This is a genomic window from Microbacterium sp. ZW T2_14 (assembly GCF_044987405.1).
Classification (GTDB): Bacteria; Actinomycetota; Actinomycetes; order Actinomycetales; family Microbacteriaceae; genus Microbacterium.
In genome coordinates this window covers 17,251-36,879 of record NZ_JBJDRK010000015.1, presented here as the reverse complement: position 1 = coordinate 36,879, position 19,629 = coordinate 17,251, and the positions used below count along the sequence as shown (strand labels likewise).

General features: G+C 72.0%; 15 protein-coding genes. 6 read left to right on the top strand and 9 right to left on the bottom strand.

All coding sequences use genetic code 11. The features are described 5' to 3' along the window. Positions 1 to 29: 29 nt before the first annotated feature. The 5 genes from ACI3KY_RS07330 to ACI3KY_RS07310 are packed head-to-tail and all read right to left on the bottom strand — an operon-like array spanning position 30 to position 4,384. Complete coding sequence (locus ACI3KY_RS07330; protein WP_404929522.1) at positions 30 to 1,049, bottom strand: hypothetical protein; 1,020 nt, start codon at positions 1,047 to 1,049, stop codon at positions 30 to 32. Next, the gene (locus ACI3KY_RS07325; RefSeq protein WP_404929521.1) at positions 1,046 to 2,098 is read right to left on the bottom strand and encodes a hypothetical protein; all 1,053 of its coding nucleotides are present in this window, start codon (positions 2,096 to 2,098) and stop codon (positions 1,046 to 1,048) included. The genes ACI3KY_RS07330 and ACI3KY_RS07325 overlap by 4 nt, the downstream gene beginning before the upstream one ends. Next, the gene (locus ACI3KY_RS07320; protein WP_404929520.1) at positions 2,095 to 2,742 is read right to left on the bottom strand and encodes a hypothetical protein; all 648 of its coding nucleotides are present in this window, start codon (positions 2,740 to 2,742) and stop codon (positions 2,095 to 2,097) included. Before ACI3KY_RS07320 ends, ACI3KY_RS07325 begins: the two co-directional genes overlap by 4 nt. Then, positions 2,739 to 4,058 carry a putative T7SS-secreted protein gene (locus ACI3KY_RS07315; protein ID WP_404929519.1) on the bottom strand — a complete coding sequence of 440 codons (1,320 nt, stop codon included), beginning with the start codon at positions 4,056 to 4,058 and terminating at the stop codon, positions 2,739 to 2,741. Before ACI3KY_RS07315 ends, ACI3KY_RS07320 begins: the two co-directional genes overlap by 4 nt. Continuing rightward, entirely contained in the window at positions 4,058 to 4,384 is a 327-nt protein-coding gene (locus ACI3KY_RS07310; protein WP_404929518.1) for a hypothetical protein, read from the bottom strand. The genes ACI3KY_RS07315 and ACI3KY_RS07310 overlap by 1 nt, the downstream gene beginning before the upstream one ends. Before the next feature lie 178 nt (positions 4,385 to 4,562). Here ACI3KY_RS07310 and ACI3KY_RS07305 point away from each other — a divergent pair, with 178 nt between their 5' ends. Beyond that, positions 4,563 to 5,948 carry a glycine--tRNA ligase gene (locus ACI3KY_RS07305; RefSeq protein ID WP_404929517.1) on the top strand — a complete coding sequence of 462 codons (1,386 nt, stop codon included), beginning with the start codon at positions 4,563 to 4,565 and terminating at the stop codon, positions 5,946 to 5,948. 154 nt (positions 5,949 to 6,102) lie between these two features. Here ACI3KY_RS07305 and ACI3KY_RS07300 read toward each other — a convergent pair whose 3' ends face one another. Then, positions 6,103 to 6,702 carry a TetR/AcrR family transcriptional regulator gene (locus ACI3KY_RS07300; RefSeq protein ID WP_404929516.1) on the bottom strand — a complete coding sequence of 200 codons (600 nt, stop codon included), beginning with the start codon at positions 6,700 to 6,702 and terminating at the stop codon, positions 6,103 to 6,105. A gap of 62 nt (positions 6,703 to 6,764) precedes the next feature. Here ACI3KY_RS07300 and ACI3KY_RS07295 point away from each other — a divergent pair, with 62 nt between their 5' ends. The 4 genes from ACI3KY_RS07295 (at position 6,765) to ACI3KY_RS07280 (ending at position 13,702) form a co-directional block, all read left to right on the top strand. Further along, positions 6,765 to 7,547: an SDR family NAD(P)-dependent oxidoreductase gene (locus ACI3KY_RS07295; RefSeq protein ID WP_404929515.1), complete on the top strand. Its 783-nt coding sequence runs from the start codon at positions 6,765 to 6,767 to the stop codon at positions 7,545 to 7,547. A gap of 291 nt (positions 7,548 to 7,838) precedes the next feature. Beyond that, the gene (locus tag ACI3KY_RS07290; protein ID WP_404929514.1) at positions 7,839 to 11,654 is read left to right on the top strand and encodes a S8 family serine peptidase; all 3,816 of its coding nucleotides are present in this window, start codon (positions 7,839 to 7,841) and stop codon (positions 11,652 to 11,654) included. Positions 11,655 to 11,867: 213 nt separating this feature from the next. Further along, positions 11,868 to 12,884 (top strand): ATP-binding cassette domain-containing protein, encoded by a 1,017-nt coding sequence (locus tag ACI3KY_RS07285; RefSeq protein ID WP_404929513.1) that lies wholly within the window; start codon positions 11,868 to 11,870, stop codon positions 12,882 to 12,884. After that, positions 12,881 to 13,702: an ABC transporter permease gene (locus ACI3KY_RS07280; protein WP_194412553.1), complete on the top strand. Its 822-nt coding sequence runs from the start codon at positions 12,881 to 12,883 to the stop codon at positions 13,700 to 13,702. The genes ACI3KY_RS07285 and ACI3KY_RS07280 overlap by 4 nt, the downstream gene beginning before the upstream one ends. Before the next feature lie 91 nt (positions 13,703 to 13,793). Here ACI3KY_RS07280 and ACI3KY_RS07275 read toward each other — a convergent pair whose 3' ends face one another. The 3 genes from ACI3KY_RS07275 to ACI3KY_RS07265 all read right to left on the bottom strand — a co-directional run bounded on the left by ACI3KY_RS07275 (position 13,794) and on the right by ACI3KY_RS07265 (position 17,900). Next, positions 13,794 to 16,835: an ATP-binding protein gene (locus ACI3KY_RS07275; RefSeq protein ID WP_404929512.1), complete on the bottom strand. Its 3,042-nt coding sequence runs from the start codon at positions 16,833 to 16,835 to the stop codon at positions 13,794 to 13,796. Between the two features lie 64 nt (positions 16,836 to 16,899). Further along, positions 16,900 to 17,322: a DUF1801 domain-containing protein gene (locus ACI3KY_RS07270; RefSeq protein WP_404929511.1), complete on the bottom strand. Its 423-nt coding sequence runs from the start codon at positions 17,320 to 17,322 to the stop codon at positions 16,900 to 16,902. Further along, positions 17,322 to 17,900 (bottom strand): HhH-GPD-type base excision DNA repair protein, encoded by a 579-nt coding sequence (locus ACI3KY_RS07265; RefSeq protein WP_404929510.1) that lies wholly within the window; start codon positions 17,898 to 17,900, stop codon positions 17,322 to 17,324. The genes ACI3KY_RS07270 and ACI3KY_RS07265 overlap by 1 nt, the downstream gene beginning before the upstream one ends. Before the next feature lie 61 nt (positions 17,901 to 17,961). Between ACI3KY_RS07265 and ACI3KY_RS07260 the strand changes: the two genes are divergently transcribed. After that, entirely contained in the window at positions 17,962 to 19,575 is a 1,614-nt protein-coding gene (locus tag ACI3KY_RS07260; protein ID WP_404929509.1) for a protoporphyrinogen/coproporphyrinogen oxidase, read from the top strand. Positions 19,576 to 19,629: the final 54 nt, after the last annotated feature.

The following is a 19,629-nucleotide window of genomic DNA, read 5'->3' as shown; positions in this document are numbered from 1 at the left end:
TCAGCTTCGCGGCATCGGCCGACGCGCGCTCAGTCGCGCCGCAGCTCCGCCCAGGCTCCGTTCGCGACGACGGGTTCGCAGACGGCGACCACATCGGCGACGCGCTCGGGCTGGGGCGAGCCGAAGCGCACGAGGCAGACGCCCTGCGCGTCGGGGAACGGCAGCCAGTAGTCCACGGTGACGGCACGGCCTCCCGGTGCGCCCGGTGCGGGAACGGGATGGATGCCGCGCACGCCCGGCATCGCGCCCCCCGCGTCGAACCGGGTGAAGCCTTCGCCGTGAGCGGCGAGGGCTCGACCGGCCTCGCCGTCCGGGTCCATCCGGCCGACGTGCCACGAGCGGGAGGCGAGCACGACGAGGGCGTCGCCGCCCCGGCCGCTCACATGAAGATCGACCTCTCGGACGGCGGGGAGCGCCGCCCATGCGCGCGCGGTGTCCGAGACCCACGCCGCCACCACGTCACGTGCCGGAGGCGCCCCCTTGCGCACTCGCTTGACGAACTGCGCCGCGGCATGAGACCTCGCGGGGAGCAGGTCGGCCGGAACCGCGCGCTCCCACGCGCCGAGCGGCATGGCGAGGCGGAAGTCGACGACGTCGCCCGGACCCTGCTCGGCGCCGGCGATCCAGGCCAGGTCGTCGTCATCGGCCCGCGGTCGCAGCGCGTCGATGACGGCGTCGACCGGGGCCGCGACCGGATGGGGACCGGCGGGATCGAACACCACGCGCGTGAGCGTCGCCCGATGCTGGGCGAGGAACGGGGCGAGCTCACCGCCCCGACGGACGTCGAACTCGCGCTGCCCGTCGCCGGCGAGGAACTGAGCCAGAGCCGTGGAGGACGAGAACAGCGCGAGGTCGGTGCCGCCCCCCTCCGGCTGGAACACGCGGATCTGGGCCGTGCCGTCGGCGCCGCGCAGCAGCGGCACCACGACGATGTCGTGGCGGAGTGCCCTGCCGATCTCGTCGGCATCTCCGGAGGCCAGCGCGGCGGCGAGGCGGGCCGAGGTGACCGCCGAAGCCGGCGTGACCGGAATCGACTCGGGATCGGTCATGGCGTCTCCGGATCCGTGCCCGCGACCACCCACGACGACGCGACCACGATCTCGTCGGTGAGCTCGCTGATCGCCTCGCGCAGCGGGCTATGCGGCGTCGAGAAGCTCACCAGGCACAGGCCGCGGCGGTCGGGGAATTCCAGCCAGTAGTCGATCGTCAGCACGGGGATCGACTGGGCGCGAAGCTCGGCGCTGCCTTCGGACTCATGCGTGTGCCGAAGAAGCCTGCCGGTCGGCGTCTGGGCCGTGACCAGCTCGTCCTCGCCGGGATGGGCTCGCAGGCGGTCGGCGAGCGCGTCGAGGTGGTCGCGCCCCCCGAGCGCAGGACCCAGCGGCTGCCAGTAGCGCGTCATCGACAGCGCGAGCGCGGCGGTGTCGCTGCGGCGTGTCAGGAACGCCGTCTCGCGACCGCGGCCGCCGTCGGCCACGCGGATCATGCGGCGCAGCCACTGCGACAGCTGGGTCCGGAGCACCGGTCCGGCATCGAGCCCTGCGAGCTGGCGGTCGACCAGCTCGGAGACCCGCTCCTCACGGCCGGCGAGGTCGGTCAGATCGATCCGGAACCAGTCGTCGCCCAGCGGCAGCTCGAGATCCAGCGCACGATCCGTGTCGGCGATGCCGCGCGCCGACGGCCGGGGCTCGCCGGCGGGATCGCTGATCGCGTCGAGGATGTCGTCGACGGATGCCGCGACCGCATGCGGGCTCGCCGGGTCGAACACGACGCGGGCGATCGTCTCGCGCGCCGATTGGAGGAATCCGGCGAGCGATGCCGCCCGCACGAAGTCGAACTCGCGCGCCGGATCGTCGGCGAGGAAGTCGCCGAGCTGGGCGGTCGTCGAGAACAGCGGCAGCTCCCAGCCCGGGGGCTCAGCATCGAGGCCCTCGAACAGCCGGATGTCGGTGCGGTCGTCGTGGCGGGTGACGGCGACGATCACCCACCCTGACTGCAGCGCGCGACCGACCGCCACCGGGTCGGATGCGGCCAGTGCGGCCGCGAGCTCGGGCGATCCGACGTCCGCGGACGCGGCGACCGGCCGGGCGCTGATCACTCGGCACCCTCGGCGGGTTGCTCCGCCGGGCGCAGCGTGAGCTGCACCGTGTTCGGACGTCGCCCCGTGCCGAACCCGAAGCGGCGGTTCACCATCTCCGTCGCCTGGATGGCCACGGTCGTCGTCCGCGCCTGCTCGAGCCGTTCGCGCGGCGCGGTCGTGTCCATCAGCCGAACCTCTCCGGCATCGCTCCGCAGGACGAGCTGCGTGCTGTTCCCCACCGTGGGGCCGACCTCCACCGACCAGCGGCGGCCGTCGGCGTCTCCGGCGACGGCGAAGGTGGCCGCTCGGATCGCTGCGAGGTCTGCACGACGCTTCGCCCCGCTCGCGATGTCGGAGCGACGCGCCTCGTCGGGGTCTGCCGATTCGAAGTACTCGCCCACGGCGCGCAGTCGAGGATCGAGGTGCGTCTGTGCGGGAGGTTCGTCGGACGCCGCTCCGTCGACCGCGAAGACGGCGACATCCCCGCCGTGGTACTGGAGGTACACGAAGCCCGGACCGATGCCCGCTCCCGGCTCGATCACCCTCGCCCAGGACGGGCCGGTGTCGATCGCGGCCTGCCGGTGGACGATGGCGGCACCGCTCCCGTCGCCGCGGTACAGGGCCGCGGGATACGGGAAGCTCAGCCGGTCGATGCGCGTCATGGAATCACGAAGGGCACGTCGTTCACGACGCTGACGCCCGCGGCGCGGGGGAAGACGTACTCCGCCGCACCGCCGAGCGTGCCCTCGTAGGGCAGCGCGTGCCGCTGGAGCGCGAGCTGTCCGATGTCGTCGATCTGGAACGTGGCCATGCGCTCCATCGTGTTCGCGGCGGGGAGCCCCAGCGAGTTGTGGGGGAAGCGCAGCGTCGTCGGCGGCACACTGCCGAACGATGAGCCCAGCTGGCTGCTTCCGCTGTAGAGGCGGTAGAGGGGCGTGTCGGCGGCGAGGTCGGAGACGGGCGACCGCCACAGCGCTTCGGACTCGCGCAGCGAGGCGACAGAGTAGCGATTGGCGTTGCGCAGCGGGATCAGCATCATCGTCTCGCCCTGGCGCAGCGGCTGCAGTCGGGCGGCGCTGTTGATCCGCGCGACGGTGGCCAGCTTGCCGAGCGACCGGGCGACCGCGCCCAGTCCGATGACCGACAGGGCCGCTCCGGCGATGCTGATGACCGCCTCGGTCCAGCTGCGTTCTCCGCTCGCGGCCAGGATGACGTTGCCGATCGCGTTGATCACGGCGGCGACACCGGCGACGATCAGCAGGACGCCGGCGAGCGCCTGGCCGATCACGGGGATCCACGACACGCACAGCGCCAAGACGCCGGCGACGGTGGCGACCCAGCCGGCGATGTCGGTGATGGCGGCGAGCAGATCCGCTCCCCAGTCGTCCCACCACGAGTCGTTGAGACCGTCGCCGTCGATGACGTCGCGGATGCGGTCGATCGCGTCCTGCGCGGCGCCGTCCCGTTCGTCGATCGCGTCCTCCAGCAGGGCGCGAGCGCTCCGCAGCGCGCCGGCGGCGTCGTCGCCGGCCTCCTCGTATCCCCGGGCGCGATCGCGGTAGTCGGAGGCGCCGTCCGCGCTCTCGGCGTCGGAGGCGAGGTCGAGGTAGTGCTGACGCGACTGCTGAGCGTCCGCGGCCGCTTCACGAGCCGATTCGGCCATCGTGAGCGCCCGGAGCGACGTCTGCTGCGCGCTCGCGAGGCGTGGCGCGTACGCGAGCAGCGCGAGCCCCGTCTCGCGGTAGCGCTCCTGCGCACGCTCGATGTCGTCCGCGACGTCGCCGGCGTTGGTGATGAGTTCGTCGGTCGCGTCGGAGCGATCGCCGTCGAGCTCCATCGCTCGGAGGGCGCGCACGGCACGGCCGATGGCGCCGGCGACGTCGACGTAGTCACGGCCACCATCGCGGACGCGATCGGGCTCGCCGGGGATGGGGTCCGAGCCGCGGTCGAGCGGCGTCCAGTCGAAGGGCCGGGACATCACAGGGTCTCCGGCCGATGTCCACCGGTGGGGGGCGCTGCGCCGTCGCCCGAGAGGGCGTTCGCGTACTCGGTGTCGAGCTGCCCGAACGCCTCGGCGATGCCGGTCGACGCCTCGGCCAGGGTCCCGATGTTCGCCACCATGTCTTTGCGCGTGTCGTCCCACTTGTCGGCGAAGTCGACGAGCGCGTCCGCGAGTCCGTCGTGGCCGACGGCGTCCGCGAGTCCCCGGGCGTTCGCCGACGCGTTCTCGAACTCGCCCTTCACCGAGGTGAGTCTCGACCCGGCTTCCAGGAGCCGCGCGAGATTGAGCTGGACACCGTCCACTGTGACTCCGATCGACGTGAATCATCCTAGGTCGGCCCGTCCGGGCGCTCGATGGGGAGAGTTCCCCATGCTGCGCTCGCGACGGACAAGCACGTTGCTCCGCTCGATAGAATCGACGGATGCCGCGGTCCGTGGCATCCGCACCCTCGTGCATCCCCACCCGACCATTGGAGCCACCGTGGCCGAGCAGTCTCGCCTCGACAAAGTCATCGCCCTCGCCCGTCACCGCGGGTTCGTGTTCCAGGCGGGTGAGATCTACGGCGGATCCCGGTCGGCGTGGGATTACGGTCCCCTCGGCACCGAGCTCAAGGAGAACATCCGCCGCCAGTGGTGGCAGACGTTCGTGCGCGGCCGCGGCGACATGGTCGGCCTCGACTCGTCGATCATCCTCCCCAAGCGCGTGTGGGAGGCATCCGGTCACGTCGCGACCTTCACCGACCCGTTGGTCGAGTGCCTGCACTGCCACAAGCGGTTCCGCGCCGACAACCTCATCGAGGACTTCGAGGCGCGCAAGGGCCGCAAGGCCGAGAACGGGCTCGCCGACGTGCCGTGCCCGCACTGCGGCACGAAGGGGCAGTACACCGAGCCCAAGGAGTTCTCGGGTCTGGTGAAGACGTACCTCGGCGTCGTCGACGACGAGAGCGGCCTGTACTACCTCCGCCCCGAGACGGCCCAGGGCATCTTCGTGAACTTCGCGAACGTGCTCACCGCGAGCCGCAAGAAGCCGCCGTTCGGCATCGGCCAGGTCGGCAAGGCGTTCCGCAACGAGATCACGCCCGGCAACTTCATCTTCCGCACCCGCGAGTTCGAGCAGATGGAGATCGAGTACTTCGTGCCGCCGGCCGATGCCCAGGAGTGGTTCGACCACTGGGTCGAGGAGTGCTGGAACTGGTTCATCGACCTCGGAATCGACGCCGGCAACATGCGCCGGTTCGACGTGCCCGAAGAGGATCGCGCGCACTACTCCGACGGCACCATCGACGTCGAGTACCGCTTCGGCTTCGCCGGCAAGGAGTGGGGCGAGCTCATGGGTGTCGCCAACCGCACCGACTACGACCTCGGCTCGCACGCGGAGGCCTCCGGTCAGTCGCTGTCGTACTTCGACCAGGCGTCGGGCGAGAAGTACATCCCCTATGTCATCGAGCCCTCTTTCGGCCTCACCCGCGCCATGATGGCGTTCCTCGTGGACGCGTACCACGAGGAGGAGGCGCCGAACGCGAAGGGCGGCACCGACACCCGCACGGTGCTCAAGCTCGACCCGCGCCTCGCCCCCGTCAAGGCCGCGGTGCTGCCGCTGTCGCGCAACGAGCAGCTGTCGCCGATCGCCCGCGAGGTGGCTGAGGACCTCCGTGGCGAGTGGAACATCGACTTCGACGATGCCGGCGCCATCGGCCGCCGCTACCGTCGCCAGGACGAGATCGGCACGCCGTTCTGCGTGACCGTCGACTTCGACTCGCTCGAGGACCGCGCCGTCACCGTGCGCGACCGCGACACGATGGGCCAGGAGCGGGTGCCCCTCGAGGGGCTGCACGCCTACCTCGCCGACCGCCTGCGCGGCGCCTGACCCGCAGAACGACGGATGCCGCGACCTCGCCGGGTCGCGGCATCCGTCGTCTCCGGCACCCTGGGCGGGTGTCCCCGGAACAGCCGATGCGACGCAGGTCGGTTCGGAGCGGATCGTCCCGCTCTCGGGAGACCACCCGATGGCGTCGCCCGCTTCAGCCGACCGGCGGAGAGGCGAGGCCGCGCCAGACGGCGGTGATGGTCGCGGCCGTGGCGTCCTCCCACGGGACGCCGTCGAGGAGGTCGTCGGTGGCGAGAGTCGCGACCCCGTGCACTGCGGCGAACGCGACGAGCGCGGCTTCCTCGGGTGGACGGGGCGGCAGCTCCCCGGCGTCCTGCGCGGCGCGGAAGAGCGCGACCAGAGCCGGCATCGCGACGTGGCTGAGCTCGATGAGGTCGGGCGAGGCGGCCGGGTGGTGCTTGGTGGAGTACATCGTCCGGAGGATCTCGGGATGCCGCACCGCGAAGCCCACGTAGGCGTCGCCGGCGGCGCGGAAGCGGCCGGCGAACGGCCCCGCGGTGTCGACCGCATCCGCGAGCGCCGTGTTCAGGCGCGCGAATCCGAGCACGGCGAGGGCATCGAGCAGGGCCTGCTTGTCGCGGAAGTGTCGCGCGGATGCCCCGTGGCTCACTTCGAGATCGCGAGCCAGCTGTCGCAGCGACAGGGCCTCGGCGCCCTGTGAGTCGACGACCTGCCACGCGCGGTCGAGCAGCGCCGCGCGCAGATTGCCGTGGTGATACGAGCGCTCCGTCACGCTCCTCACCCTAGCCGCAAGTTGGCATTGACAACAATGCTGTCAGTGTCTACATTGGCCCCATGACCATCACCTACTCCGGCATGACCGCCCTCATCACCGGTGCCAGCGCCGGGCTCGGCGCCGAGTTCGCCGAACAGCTCGCCGCTCGTGGCGCCGACCTCGTGCTCGTCGCCCGGCGCGAGGAGCGCCTGCGCGAGCTGTCGGAGCGCCTGGAAGCGGCCCACGGCGTGCGCGCGACGGTGATCGCGCTCGACCTCTCTCGAACGGATGCCGCCACCGCCCTCCGCACGGCACTCGATGAGCGCGGCATCCGCGTGCACACCCTCATCAACAACGCCGGCTTCGGCATGAAGGGTGCCTTCGCCGACGCCGATCCGGGTCGCATCAGCGAGATGGTGCAGGTCAACGTCGCGAACCTCGTCGCGGTGACGCGGGAGCTGCTGCCCGACCTCATGGCCGAGGGCCGGGGAGCCCTGGTGAACATCGCGAGCACGGCTGCGTACCAGCCGTGTCCGAACATGGCGGTGTACGGCGCCACGAAGGCCTTCGTGCTGAGCTTCACCGAAGCGCTCGCGTACGAGACCCGGGAGAGCGGACTGCGGGTGCTGGCGCTGAGCCCGGGGGCGACGCGCACCGAGTTCTTCGACGTGGTCGGCACGGAGGATGCCGCGGTCGGGCGCTTCCAGACGCCGGCCGAGGTGGTCGGCCTCGCGCTGCGCGAGCTCGATCGCGGGCGACGCGCCAGCGTCGTGTCGGGCTGGGCGAATGCGGTCAGCGCGAAGCTCGCCGGTCTCATGCCTCGGCGGCTGACGCTGGCCGTGAGCGGGCGCGTGCTGCGCTGAGCCGCCGGCGGAACGAGTCGCCCGTGTTACGACTCTGTGACCGCCCCGCCGGATCGTATACGGTGCCTCGGCTAAGTGGCTGGTCACAACATATTTAGCCGGACGCGCGAGCGAAGCTCATTTACAACGTATGTAAATTCCTGGCGGAGATGGTTGCGGGAGCGCTCCCAGCACTGCTTGAGTCGACGCATCGATCGGCAGGGATGCTGACGGCGATGTGCGGCATCCGGTCCCTCGAACACCACGGTCCGCCCTGCGCCGCTGCGTCCCTCGAGGCACAGGAGCACAGACGTGAGATTCAGAGCCAGGAAGAGCGGCGCGCTCGTCGTCACCGGCATGATCGCCGCAGCGACGGCGGTGGCATCGCCCGCCGCGGCAGCAGCGCCGACGGCAACAGCGCCGGCGACGTCGCCGGAATGGGTGTCGACCGCACCGGCAGAGCCGGTCACGCTCATCACCGGCGACACGGTGACGCTCCACGAGGGCGCCGACGGCGCCCCGATCGTGGAGTTCACCGCGGCGCCGCGCGAATCGGACGAGCCCGTCTCGTACGCCGCGTACGGCGACGCCGAGCACTACTACGTGGTGCCGTCGGACGTGGTCGGCCTCGTGCCCGATCAGCTCGATCTGAGCCTGTTCGACGTGAAGGGGCTCGCCGCCCTCGACCCCACCGATGGCGTGCCGATCATCGTGCAGTCCGACGAGCCGACGGATGCGAAGGCCGACGCGGCGGAGTGGCAGGCACTCGATGTCGACACCGACCGCACGCTGGAGTCGATCGACGCCGTCTCGGGCGAGGTGCCTGCAACCGGCGCTCCGGCCCTCGTCGCGGCCGCGGCCGCGGGTGGAGCGGTCGAACGGGTCTGGCTCGACGCCCCCGTCGAAGCGCTCGATGTGGTCTCCGCGCCGCAGATCGGCGCTCCCGCGGCGTGGGAGGCCGGACTCGACGGCACCGGCGCGGTGGTCGCGGTGCTCGACACGGGCATCGACACGACGCATCCCGACCTCGACGACGGTGTGGTGATCGCCGAGAAGGACTTCACCGGCAGCGGCTCGACGAAGGACCAGAAGGGCCACGGGACGCACGTCGCCTCGATCGTCGCCGGCACGGGTGAGGCCTCCGGCGGTGCGAATCGGGGTGTCGCGTACGGCGCGAAGCTCCTCAACGGGCGTGTGCTCAACGCCGAAGGGTACGGCCAGGAGTCGTGGATCATCGACGCGATGGAGTGGGCGGCGGAGGAGGGCGCCGATGTCATCAACATGAGTCTCGGCGTGCAGGGCGACTACACCGACGGGACCGATCCCGGCGCGCTCGCCGTGGACTGGATCTCGTCGCGCTACGACACGCTCGTCGTGGTCGCCGCCGGCAACGACGGCAACTTCGGCTCGACGACGGTCACGACGCCCGGCACCGCCCAGAGCGCGCTGACGGTCGGCGCGGTGGACGAGTGGAACCAGCTCGCCTCGTTCTCGTCGACCGGCCCGCGCTTCGGGAACGCCGGCGTCAAGCCGGATGTGACGGCGCCCGGCGCGTGGATCCTCGCGGCGCGAGCCGCGGGCACCCGCCCCGACGTGCCCGCCGACGACAAGTACGTCTACGACGGCGGCACCTCGATGGCTGCGCCCGCCGTTGCGGGCGCAGCGGCGATCCTGAAGGCCGCGCGTCCTGAGCTCGACGGCGAGGCGCTGAAGGCCCTGCTGATGGGCACCGCGCAGCCGACCGTCGGGAACGTGTGGAAGGAGGGCGCGGGCAAGATCCTCATCCCGAGCGCCATCAGCCAGCCGCTGTACGCCGATCCGGCGTCGCTGTCGATCGGCGTGTTCGAGTCGCCGCGCGCCTCGCAGACGCCGCGCACGACGTCGATCGAGTACACCAACACGCAGGAGACAGACCTCACGCTCTACCTGACGCTGGCGGGCTCCGGCTCGGACGGCGCACCGGTGCCGGACGGCATGATCGCGCTGTCGAGCGATGTCGTCACGGTGCCGGCGCGGGGGACCGCATCCGTGGAGGTCACCGTCGATCCCCGTGTCGACGACCCCGACTTCTACACGGGCGTCGTGACGGCCGCCGGGCCGGGCTTCCCGCCCGTCAGGACGGTGCTCGGCTACCAGGTCGAGACCGACATGGCGAGCCTGCACCTGCAGGCCCTCCAGCCCGACGGTGTTCTCGTGCGAGGCCAGAGCTACGCGACGCTGTACGGCCTGGACGACCCGTCGTTCCAGCAGAGCTTCACGATCTCCGGCGGCACGGCCGACGTGCGCGTGCCGGTCGGCCGCTATGCGATCCTCGGCACGCTGATCAACACCGAGCCCGGCGCAGCGCTCATCAGCGGCTCGACGCTCTTCACCCGCGACCTCGATCTCACGGCGCCCGGCGAGTATCCGGTCGTCATCGACGGGACGAAGGCGAAGCCGGTCACGATCACCACCGAGAAGAAGTCGCAGGTCACCAACTTCGAGCAGGTGCTCAAGCGCGCGCTCCCCGGTCGTTCCTGGGAGGTGACGCAGGCGACGAGCGGGAGCGCGTACATCAGCAGTCCGGGCGTGCCGGACGAGGTCTACCTGCTGGCCGAGGGTGCGCTTGCGGGCGAGGAGACGCTCACCGAGAGCTGGCTGCTCGGCGCACCCGAGCTCGACGTCGAGGTCACCGCGGGATCGCAGACCATCGACCTCTCCGAGGACCTGCGCTACGCCGTCACGTCGCCCGAGCTGTACGGCCGCGTGAACACGGCCGTCGTCCCGGCCGGCACGGGCACGCCCGCCGAGCTGCAGGCGGCGGGGGTCAACGGCAGGATCGCGCTCGTCGAGGCGCGACCCGGCCGTGTGGGAGCGGTCGACGGTCTCCTCAACGCGCAGACCCAGGCGGCCAAGGATGCCGGCGCCCTCGCGCTCATCGTGTACGGCGCCGCCGACGGCCCGTACTGGGAGGACCTCGAGTTCGTGGCGATGGGCAACTTCCCCGACAAGGTGCTGCCGACGCTCACGCTGCCGCGCGACAGGGGCCTGGAGGTGCTGGCCCTCACGACCGCGAAGAAGGGCGCGAAGATCGTGGGCACCGGCTACGGATACTCGCCGAACGACTACGCGTTCGCCAAGGTCGAGGACGGCATTCCTGCGAGCCTCGACTACCGGCTCGACTCGACCAACACCGCGTCCATCACCAGCGCGGTGAAGGGACAGACCGCCGGCTCGTCGCTCCAGGAGTGGCACCGGATGGTCACGGCAGACAGCTACATCGGATTCAACCGCTGGCTCGACGAGCCGGTCGCCGACCGGACCATCACCTACTTCGCCGACCCGGCGGCGAAGTACCAGCACACCGCCGAGCCGTATTCCGGCGGCGGGGGCAACGCTGCGGACGAGTTCCCCACGGACTTCGCGGGCGCGTTCCGCTCCTACGCACCCGGCGAGACGGGAAGCGAGACGCTGCTCGGGCAGGTCGTGCACGGCGGGCTCCTGCCCGATCCGGAGTCGCCGGCTCAGGCATCCGTCCGCCGCGACGGGGACGTCCTCTCGATCGATCTGCCCTACCGCGTGGACGGAGAGGGTCACCCGAACGTCGCGGGTCCCGATGGCGGAACGGACAGCCTGATGCAGATCTGGATGGATGGGGCGCCCGTGGGAAGCAGCGAGTACGCCAGCGGCTGGGGCACGTTCCCGGCAGAGGAGCACACGTTCCGGGTGACCCTCGACACCCACCGCTTCGAGCGCTGGTGGACGCAGTCCACGGGCGTCAGCACCGAATGGAGCTTCACGAGCGCGGCGACGTCCCTGCCCACCGTGCTGCCGCTGCTGCAGCTCGACTACGGCGTGCAGCAGCTGTCGGGTCTGAACGTCGCTCCGGCGAAGAAGGTCACGCTCACACCGACCGTGTCGCATCAGGACGGCTCGACCGGCGCGGCGATCGAGGGCCTGAAGCTGTGGGCGTCGTACGACACCGGCAAGACGTGGACGGCCGTCACGGTGAGCGGCTCTGCCGGCGCCTACTCCGCCGCCATCACGCCGCCGAAGGGCACGACGAAGATCTCGCTCAAGTCCGAGGCGTGGGACGCCGCCGGCAGCACCTTCAACGAGACTGTGCTGGACGCGATCGCCGTGAAGTGACGAGCCCGACACCGCAGTGAGGCCGACGGATGCCTCGACCCGGCCACCCGGGTCGGGGCATCCGTCGTCCTGCCGCTGTGCCAGAACCCGCCCGAACCGGCTCAGCCGACCCGTGACAGCGGCGTGACAGCGCGACGGCAGCGAGGGGGCGAGAACGACAGCGGTGCGACAGTGCGCGGGGCGCACTCTGGGTGACGTCGAAAGGCGAATCCCATGACCATCACCACTTCCACCTCCCGCACCCCCGCGGTCCGCGCCGAAGGCCTCGTCAAGACCTTCGGCAGCAACCGGGCGGTCGACGGCGTCGACCTGACCGTCGAAGCCGGCACCGTCTACGGCGTGCTCGGTCCCAACGGCGCGGGCAAGACCACCACCATCAGCATGCTGGGCACGCTCCTCAAGCCCGACGCCGGCCACGCAGAGATCTTCGGCTACGACGTCGTGCGTCACCCGCAGATCGTCCGCCAGCTGATCGGCCTCACCGGCCAGTTCGCGTCGGTCGACGAGACGCTCTCGGCCACCGAGAACCTCGTGATCTTCGCGCGCCTGCTCGGACTGTCGCGCGCCGACGCCAAGCGGAAGGCCGCCGAGCTCCTCGAGGAGTTCTCGCTCACGGAGGCCGCCACGCGGCCGCTGGCCAAGTTCTCCGGCGGCATGCGCCGCCGCCTCGACCTCGCGGCATCCCTCATCGCGCAGCCGCCGCTGATCTTCCTCGACGAGCCGACCACCGGCCTCGACCCGCGCACCCGCGGACAGATGTGGGACACCATCCGCCGTCTGGTGGCGACCGGCTCGACGGTGCTGCTGACGACGCAGTACCTCGACGAGGCAGACCAGCTCGCCGACCGCATCGCCGTGATCGATCGGGGCACCGTGGTGGCCGAAGGCACGGCGCTCGAGCTCAAGTCGTCGGTCGGCCAGGCGTCGCTGCTGCTGCGTCTGCGGGCCGGCTCCGACATCGCCGCCGCGCAGCGCGAGATCGTTCGGGTGCTCGGCGTTCCGGCGATCGTGTCGCCCGAGGCCGCGCGCCTCACGGTGCCGATGAGCGATCCGGACCGGGTCGCCGACCTGCTCGTCGCGCTCCGCGACGCCGATCTGCACCTCGAGGAGCTCAGCGTCCAGCAGCCGACGCTCGACGAGGTGTTCCTCACCCTCACCGGCAAGGGCGTGCCAGAAGACGACGAGGCCGCCCACGCGACGGCCGACCAGCTCGAAGGAGTCCGCGCATGACCGCGCTCGCCACCCCCATCGTCCCGGTCGCCGACCGGCACCTCTCCAACCGCACGAGCCTCGCGCTCACGGTTCAGAACACGCTCACCATGGCGTGGCGGGGGATCCTCAAGATCCGCCGCACGCCCGAGCAGCTCATCGACGTGACGGTGCAGCCGATCATCTTCACGCTGATGTTCACGTACATCTTCGGCGGCGCGATCGCCGGCGACGTGCAGAGCTATCTGCCCATCATCATTCCGGGCATCCTCGTGCAGACCGTCATCACGACCTCCGTCGTCACCGGCGTGCAGCTGCGCGAAGACATGGACAAGGGCGTGTTCGACCGGTTCCGCTCGCTGCCCATCGCGCGCATCGCGCCGCTTTCAGGAGCGCTGCTCGCCGACACGCTGCGCTACACGATCGCCACGACGCTCACCTTCACGATGGGCTTCATCATGGGCTTCCGCCCCGGCGGCGGACTCGGCGGCGTCATCGCGGCCGGCCTCCTCGTGATCGCCTGCTCGTGGGCGATGAGCTGGATCTTCGCCTTCTTCGGCGTCATCGCACGCACCGCGTCGAGCGTGCAGGGCATCTCGATGCTCATCCTGTTCCCGCTCACGTTCCTCTCGAACGCGTTCGTGCCCGCCGACACCATGCCCGACTGGCTGCAGTGGTTCGTCGACATCAACCCGGTCTCGCACCTGGTCACCGCGGTGCGCGGCCTGGTCAACGAGGGCGCGGTCACCACGGACGTCTTCACGGCCCTCCTCGGCGCCGCGGTGATCGTGGCCGTCTTCGCACCGCTCACCGTGCGCGCCTACATGCGCAAGGCATGACGGGATGCCGCGACCCGCGGCCGTGATAGGAGCCGGGCTGGCATGAGCCGCCCCGGCTCCTTCCTGCGTCGACTCGCGGGCCGCGGATCGGTCAGCCGAGGAGTGCGGCCAGCACGGCGAGTTCGTCGGCGCCGTCGGAGCCGACGCCGTCGGCGGCGTGCGGCAGGAGGGCGTCGCCGTCCAGCCGGGCGCGCATGACGCGCAGGAACGGATCGGTGGTGTCGACGCCGCCCCGCAGGCGGGCCGCCGCGACGAGGGCGCGCCGGGCGTCGGCATCCCTTCCCGTCACCGCGAGCCAGCCCGCGATCGACACGGCGACGTCAGAGACGATCGGCTGGTCCCCGCTGCGCGCCGCAGCGGGATACGCCCGGCGCAGTGCGTCGTGCGCCTCGTCGGCCCGCCCATCCAGCAGCAGCGCCTGCGCGCGGCGGGACTGCGACCACGCGGTCAGCTGGGCGGGGAACGCGGGCAGCATCTCTGCGTCGATCGCGTCGAGATGACGGAGGGCCGCGGCGCCGTCTCCCACGGCGATCTCGATCATCGCCGCGTCCATGTCGGTCTGCGCGAGAGCGCGCGGCGACTCGTACGAACGGGCGAGCTCACGGCTGCCGGCCAGCCGCTCGCGTGCTTCGTCGATGCGGCCGAGGCGCAGCAGGAGGCCGATGCTCTGCGAGCGCTGCTGCACCAGGTCGGTGGTCGAGGTGAGCCCGGCGAGCCCCTCGGTGGATGCGTCTGCGACGGCGAGGGCCTCCTCGAGCCGCCCCGCGAGCTGCAGCCATTCCGAGCGCATCTGGCTCGCGAACGCGGTTCCCCACACGTCGCCGAGCTCGAGGAACATCGAGAGCGCGCGGTCGCTCTCCGCCCCGAGCGTCTCACTGTCGCCGGTGTTCTGCGCGAGGGCCGAGCGCACCATGCTCAGGAACGCGCGCGTCCACGCGGGGGCGTCCTCGAGACCCTCGTCGCGGATGGTGAAGCTGCGCGTCCAGGGGGCGCCGGGCACGTGCCGCCGGGCCTCCTCGAGGAGCCCGTGGAGGAGCGGAGGGACCGCGGCCGAGAGCTCGCTGCGGTGCACCGCCGCGGCCGCGACGACGGCCGGCGCCTCCCGCTCGAGACGCGCCAGACCGCTCGGCGTCGGCTCACCGGGGTGTGCGGCGGACTCCTCGGACGCAGAGCGTGCGCTCTGGATGGCGGCGTCCGGCGCACCGCCGGCAGTCGGCGCTGTCGCGACGGGAGCGGACATCGCCCCGCCGGGATCGGGCCTGAACGCGAGACCGAGGATCGCGATCGCCCGCACGACCACGGCCGGCTCGGAGTCGAGCACCGCCGCGGCATCGCCGAACCGTCGGATGCCGGACTGCAGCTCGGTGAAGCGCTCGCGCATGATCCACGTCCAGAAGCACGCCCGCACGAGCTGGATGCCGACGTCTTCGAGGCCCGGCTGCTCGGCACACGTCCGCAGGGCTGCGGTGAGGTTCTCCTCGTCGGCGTCGAACCAGGCGAGCCCCTCACGCACGTGCGGCCCGCGCAGCAGCGCGTCCTGGCGAGCCGCGAGCTCGCTCATCGCTCTCGCCTCGCGCGCTCGGAACTCCGCCTCGCGACCCTCGGTGCGCAGCCGGTCGATGCCGTACTCGCGCACCGTCTCGAGCATGCGCAGGCGCCCCTCGGACCGCCGCAGCAGCGACTTGTCGACGAGGGATTCGAACGATGCGCCGTCGACCTCGAACGCGGCGGCCATGGCCGGCACATCACGCGCATCGACGCCGTCGGGGAAGACCGCAGTGGCACGGAGGGCGGTGCGCTCCGCATCCGTCAGCGTCTCCCAGCTCCAGTCGATCAGTGCGCGCAGTGTCTGATGGCGTGCTTCAAGGGCACGTGGGCCGGTCGCGAGGAGCGCGAAACGGTCGTCGAGGCCGCGGTCGATCTCGGCGATCGTGAGCGTGCGGGACTTCGCCGCTGCGAGCTCGAGTGCCAGCGGCAGTCCGTCGAGCCGGCTGACGATGCGGTCGACCGCGGCCGCCTCGTCGCCGGTGGGGGCGGTGCCCCGCGCCGCACGGACGCGGCGGGCGAAGAGCTCGCGGGCGTCAGCGCCGGGAAGCGGGCCGAGATCGACGAACGCCTCGCCGGCGAGACCCAGCGGTTCGCGACTGGTCGCGAGGATGCGGGATCCCGGCGCGCTGCCGAGCAGATCGAGCGCGACCCCCGCGGCCTCGGCCGAGACGTGCTCGCAGTTGTCGAGGATGACCAGCACCGATCGTCCGGCGAGAGCCTCGACGACCCGGTCGCGCGCGCTCGTCGACACGAGTTCACCGACACGGATGCTGCGGCCCACAGCCCCCGCGACGGCAGCCCACACCTCTCCCGGCGCCGCCGGCGCGAGTTCCACGACGATCGACCCGGGTGTGCGCCGCGCGGTCTCGAACGCGAGGGTGGTCTTGCCGGCGCCGCCGGGCCCGATCAACGTGACGAGGCGCTCCGCGCGCAGCTGGGACTCGATCAGCTCCAGCTCGCGGGTGCGCCCGATCAGTGGCGTGAGGCTCGCGGGCACGGTGGGGGCTGTCGCCCGGGCGGGCGTCACACCCTCGGACGCCGACGCTGCCGGTGCCACGGCCGCCGCGGGGGCGCGCGGCGTAGGGGCTGCGCCGTGGATCGGGTCTCCGGCCCCGGCGCCCGCGATCCGCTCGGCATGCGCGCGGTCCTCGAGCAGATCGCGGACCACCCAGTCGAAGCCTTCGCCCGGGGTCCACGGTTCCCCGCGCCACAGGGCCAGCGCGGCGCGGGCGTCCGCGACGGCGACCACCGGGTCTTCGGCGTGCCGCGCGCGGGCCACGAGGTCCTGGAACAGCGCGATATCCACGTGCTCACGCGCGACCGCGAGCCGGTATCCCCCCGGCACCGCCTCGAGCGTGCCCGCGGGAACGGCGCGGCGCAGGCGCGAGGCGAGCGACTGGAGCGAGGCGCGCGGGTCGTCCGGCAGGTCGTCGGGCCACACGTCCTCGGCGAGCGAGCGGTATGCGACAGTGGTGCCCGCGTCGAGCGCGAGGCGGAAGAGGAGCGCCTCCTGGCCGCGACCGCGGATCTCGATCGGGGCGTCGTCCGCCTCCGCCTCGAGTCCACCGAAGAACCTCAGCCGCACGTCGTCAACCTTAGGACCCGCCGCCGCCGGTGCCACGGAGCACGAACGGGCACCGTCCGGCGCGTCAGCCGGTGACCGTGAACACCGCGGAACCGGTGTCGCCTGCGGTCACCCGACGTACCTCCTCGACGAGGATCTCTCGCAGGACGCCCAGGTCGATCGCCTCGACGTCCTTGAGGTACAGGCAGCCGACGCTGCTCTCGTGAGGACCGAGTGCCTCCAGCCGCTCGGCCTGGGCGCCGGCATCGAGCAGGTAGACCGTCGTCGCCTGGCGGCGCGGTGAGAACGCGAGGATCGGAGCGTCGCCCTCGGTGCCGGTGGGGTAGCGGTAGTGGCACGACCCGAAGCCGACGATCGTGCCCCACATCTCGGGCTCGCGCTCCGCGACATCCTGCATCAGCGAGACGATGGTCGCGGCATCGCGTCGGCGCTTCGGCGAGGGCACGGCGGCGAGGAACTCGTCGACGTCACCGCCCGTCTTCTTCATCAGACGCCGCCGCCGGATTTGGCTGCCGCCTTCATGGCCCGCTTGTGCTCGCGCACCTTCGCCAGGGACTCCGGCGAGACGATGTCGGCGACGCTGCGGAACGACCCATCCTCTCCATACGGGGCGGATGCCTCGCGCCACCCGTCGCCGTCGAACCCGTACTGCTTGCCCAGCAGCGCCAGGAAGATCTTCGCCTTCTGCTCGCCGAAACCGGGCAGGGCCTTGAGCCGCTTGAGGACGGTGGCTCCGTCGGGGTCGTCGCGGGTCCAGATCGCCGAGGCGTCGCCGTCCCAGTCCTGGCCCACCGCGGCACACAGCGCCTGCACGCGAGCCGCCATCGATCCCGGGAACCGGTGCACCGCGGGGGTCGCCGAGAACAGCCCCGCGAACGCCTCGGGGTCGAAACTCGCCAGGGCCGCGGCATCCAGTGTCCCGGCGCGCTCTGCGATCTTGAGCGGGCCGGCGAACGCGGTCTCCATGGCGACCTGCTGGTCGAGGAGCATGCCGATGAGCAGGGCGAGCGGGTCGTCCGTCAGCAGGCGATCGGCCGCGTCGTCTCCGGTGATGTGGAGCGTCATGGATTCAGTCTGGCACCCGCGGCCCGCGGCGCGGCAGGGAGCGAATGGGAGGATGGATGCCGTGAGCAACCCCACGCCACCTGCCGACGCCGACGCGCCGCCGGGAGTCTCCCGCCGGGTGAGCCCGGCCGCCGAACCGCTCCAGGACCTCGTCGACCAGGCGCAGCACACACGCGTGGTGGTGATCGGCGGGGGCATCGCAGGGCTCGTCGCCGCGTGGGAGTGCGCGAAGGTCGGGATGAGCGTCACGCTGGTCGAGGCATCCGATCGCCTCGGCGGCACGATCGGGTCGACCCGTCTCGCGGGCCTCGATGTCGAGACGGGCGTCACCTGCTGGTCGACCCGCGGCGGCGCCGTGCGGCGGCTCGTGGACGAGGTGCTCCCCGGCGCCGGGATCGTGACGCCGCGCGATGACCGCGAGTGGATCGCCGGCCTGCCGAAGGGCGCCGCCGCGCCGCTCGCAGCCGAGCAGGTGCTCGGCATCCCGGCGAACCCGTGGGATGAGAGCGTGCGCCGCGTGATCGGCTGGGGCGGCACCTGGCGGGCGTACGTGGATCGCCTGCGACCGCCCCTGACGATCGGCGCCCAGCGCAGCCTCGGCCGCCTCGTCCGCAGCCGCATGGGGGCCAAGGTGCGTGACCGGCTCGTCGCACCACTGACGGTCGATCGGTTCGGGCTCGACCCGGACGAGGTCGACGTCGAGATCGCCGCGCCGGGGCTCAGCAACGCCCTCACCCGCACCGGGTGGCTGGGCGGCGCGGTCGCCGATGTGCGTGTCGGCGCCGGCGGCCCTGCGATCGAGGGGCTGGACGGTGGGATGCCGCAGCTCGTCGCCGCCCTGGCGCAGCGGCTCGCCGAGCGCGGGGCGGTGGTGCACACCGGCGCGCGGGCGACGGCGCTGGTGCGCGCGGGCGACGGGTGGACCGTCGGACTCGCGACTCTGACGGCCGCATCAGACGCGGCCGAGCCGGAGACGGAGGTGGTGGCAGACCCGTCGCGTGCCGAGGCGCCGGGGGAGCTGCGAGCCGATGCCGTCATCGTCGCGACCGACGAAGCCGCGGCGCGTGCGCTGCTCGCGTCGGCCCTCGCGCATCCGGCGTTCGCTGACGTGGCGCCCGCGGGGATCGCCCGCGAGGTCGTCACGCTCGTCGTCGATGCGCCGGAACTCGGCGCGGCGCCCCGCGGTGCGCACGTGCACGCGGTGCCCGGGGCGCTCCGCGCGACAGGGCTCGTACACGAGACCGCGCGCTGGGCGTGGCTCGCGCGTGCGGCCGGCGACGGGCGCCACATCCTCCGCGTCTCCTTCGGAGGGCCGGGTGTCGCCCCCGCCACCGCGACGCTCACGGACGCCGACGCCGCCGCGCTCGCGGTGGCCGAGGCATCCGCTCTCCTCGGCATCCCGCTCGATGGTGCGGGATCAGGTGCGGCTGGATCGGGTGGTGCGCGGATCGTCGACGCCCACCGCGACGCGTTCACCCTCGCACCCCCCGCGTCGGCTCTCGGGCACGGCGACCGCACCGCCGCGGCCCGTGCCGCGATCGGACGGGCGCACGGCATCGCGGCGGTCGGCGCGTGGCTGTCGGGAAGCGGGCTCGCGCAGGTCGTCGGCGACGCCCGCGAAGAGACGGACCGGCTGCGCCGGCGCGTCCTGTGGGGTGCGTCGGCGGCGGAATGAGCACGCGGCGACGATCCGTGTCAAGGGTGGATGCCGGAATCGGCATACAGGGCT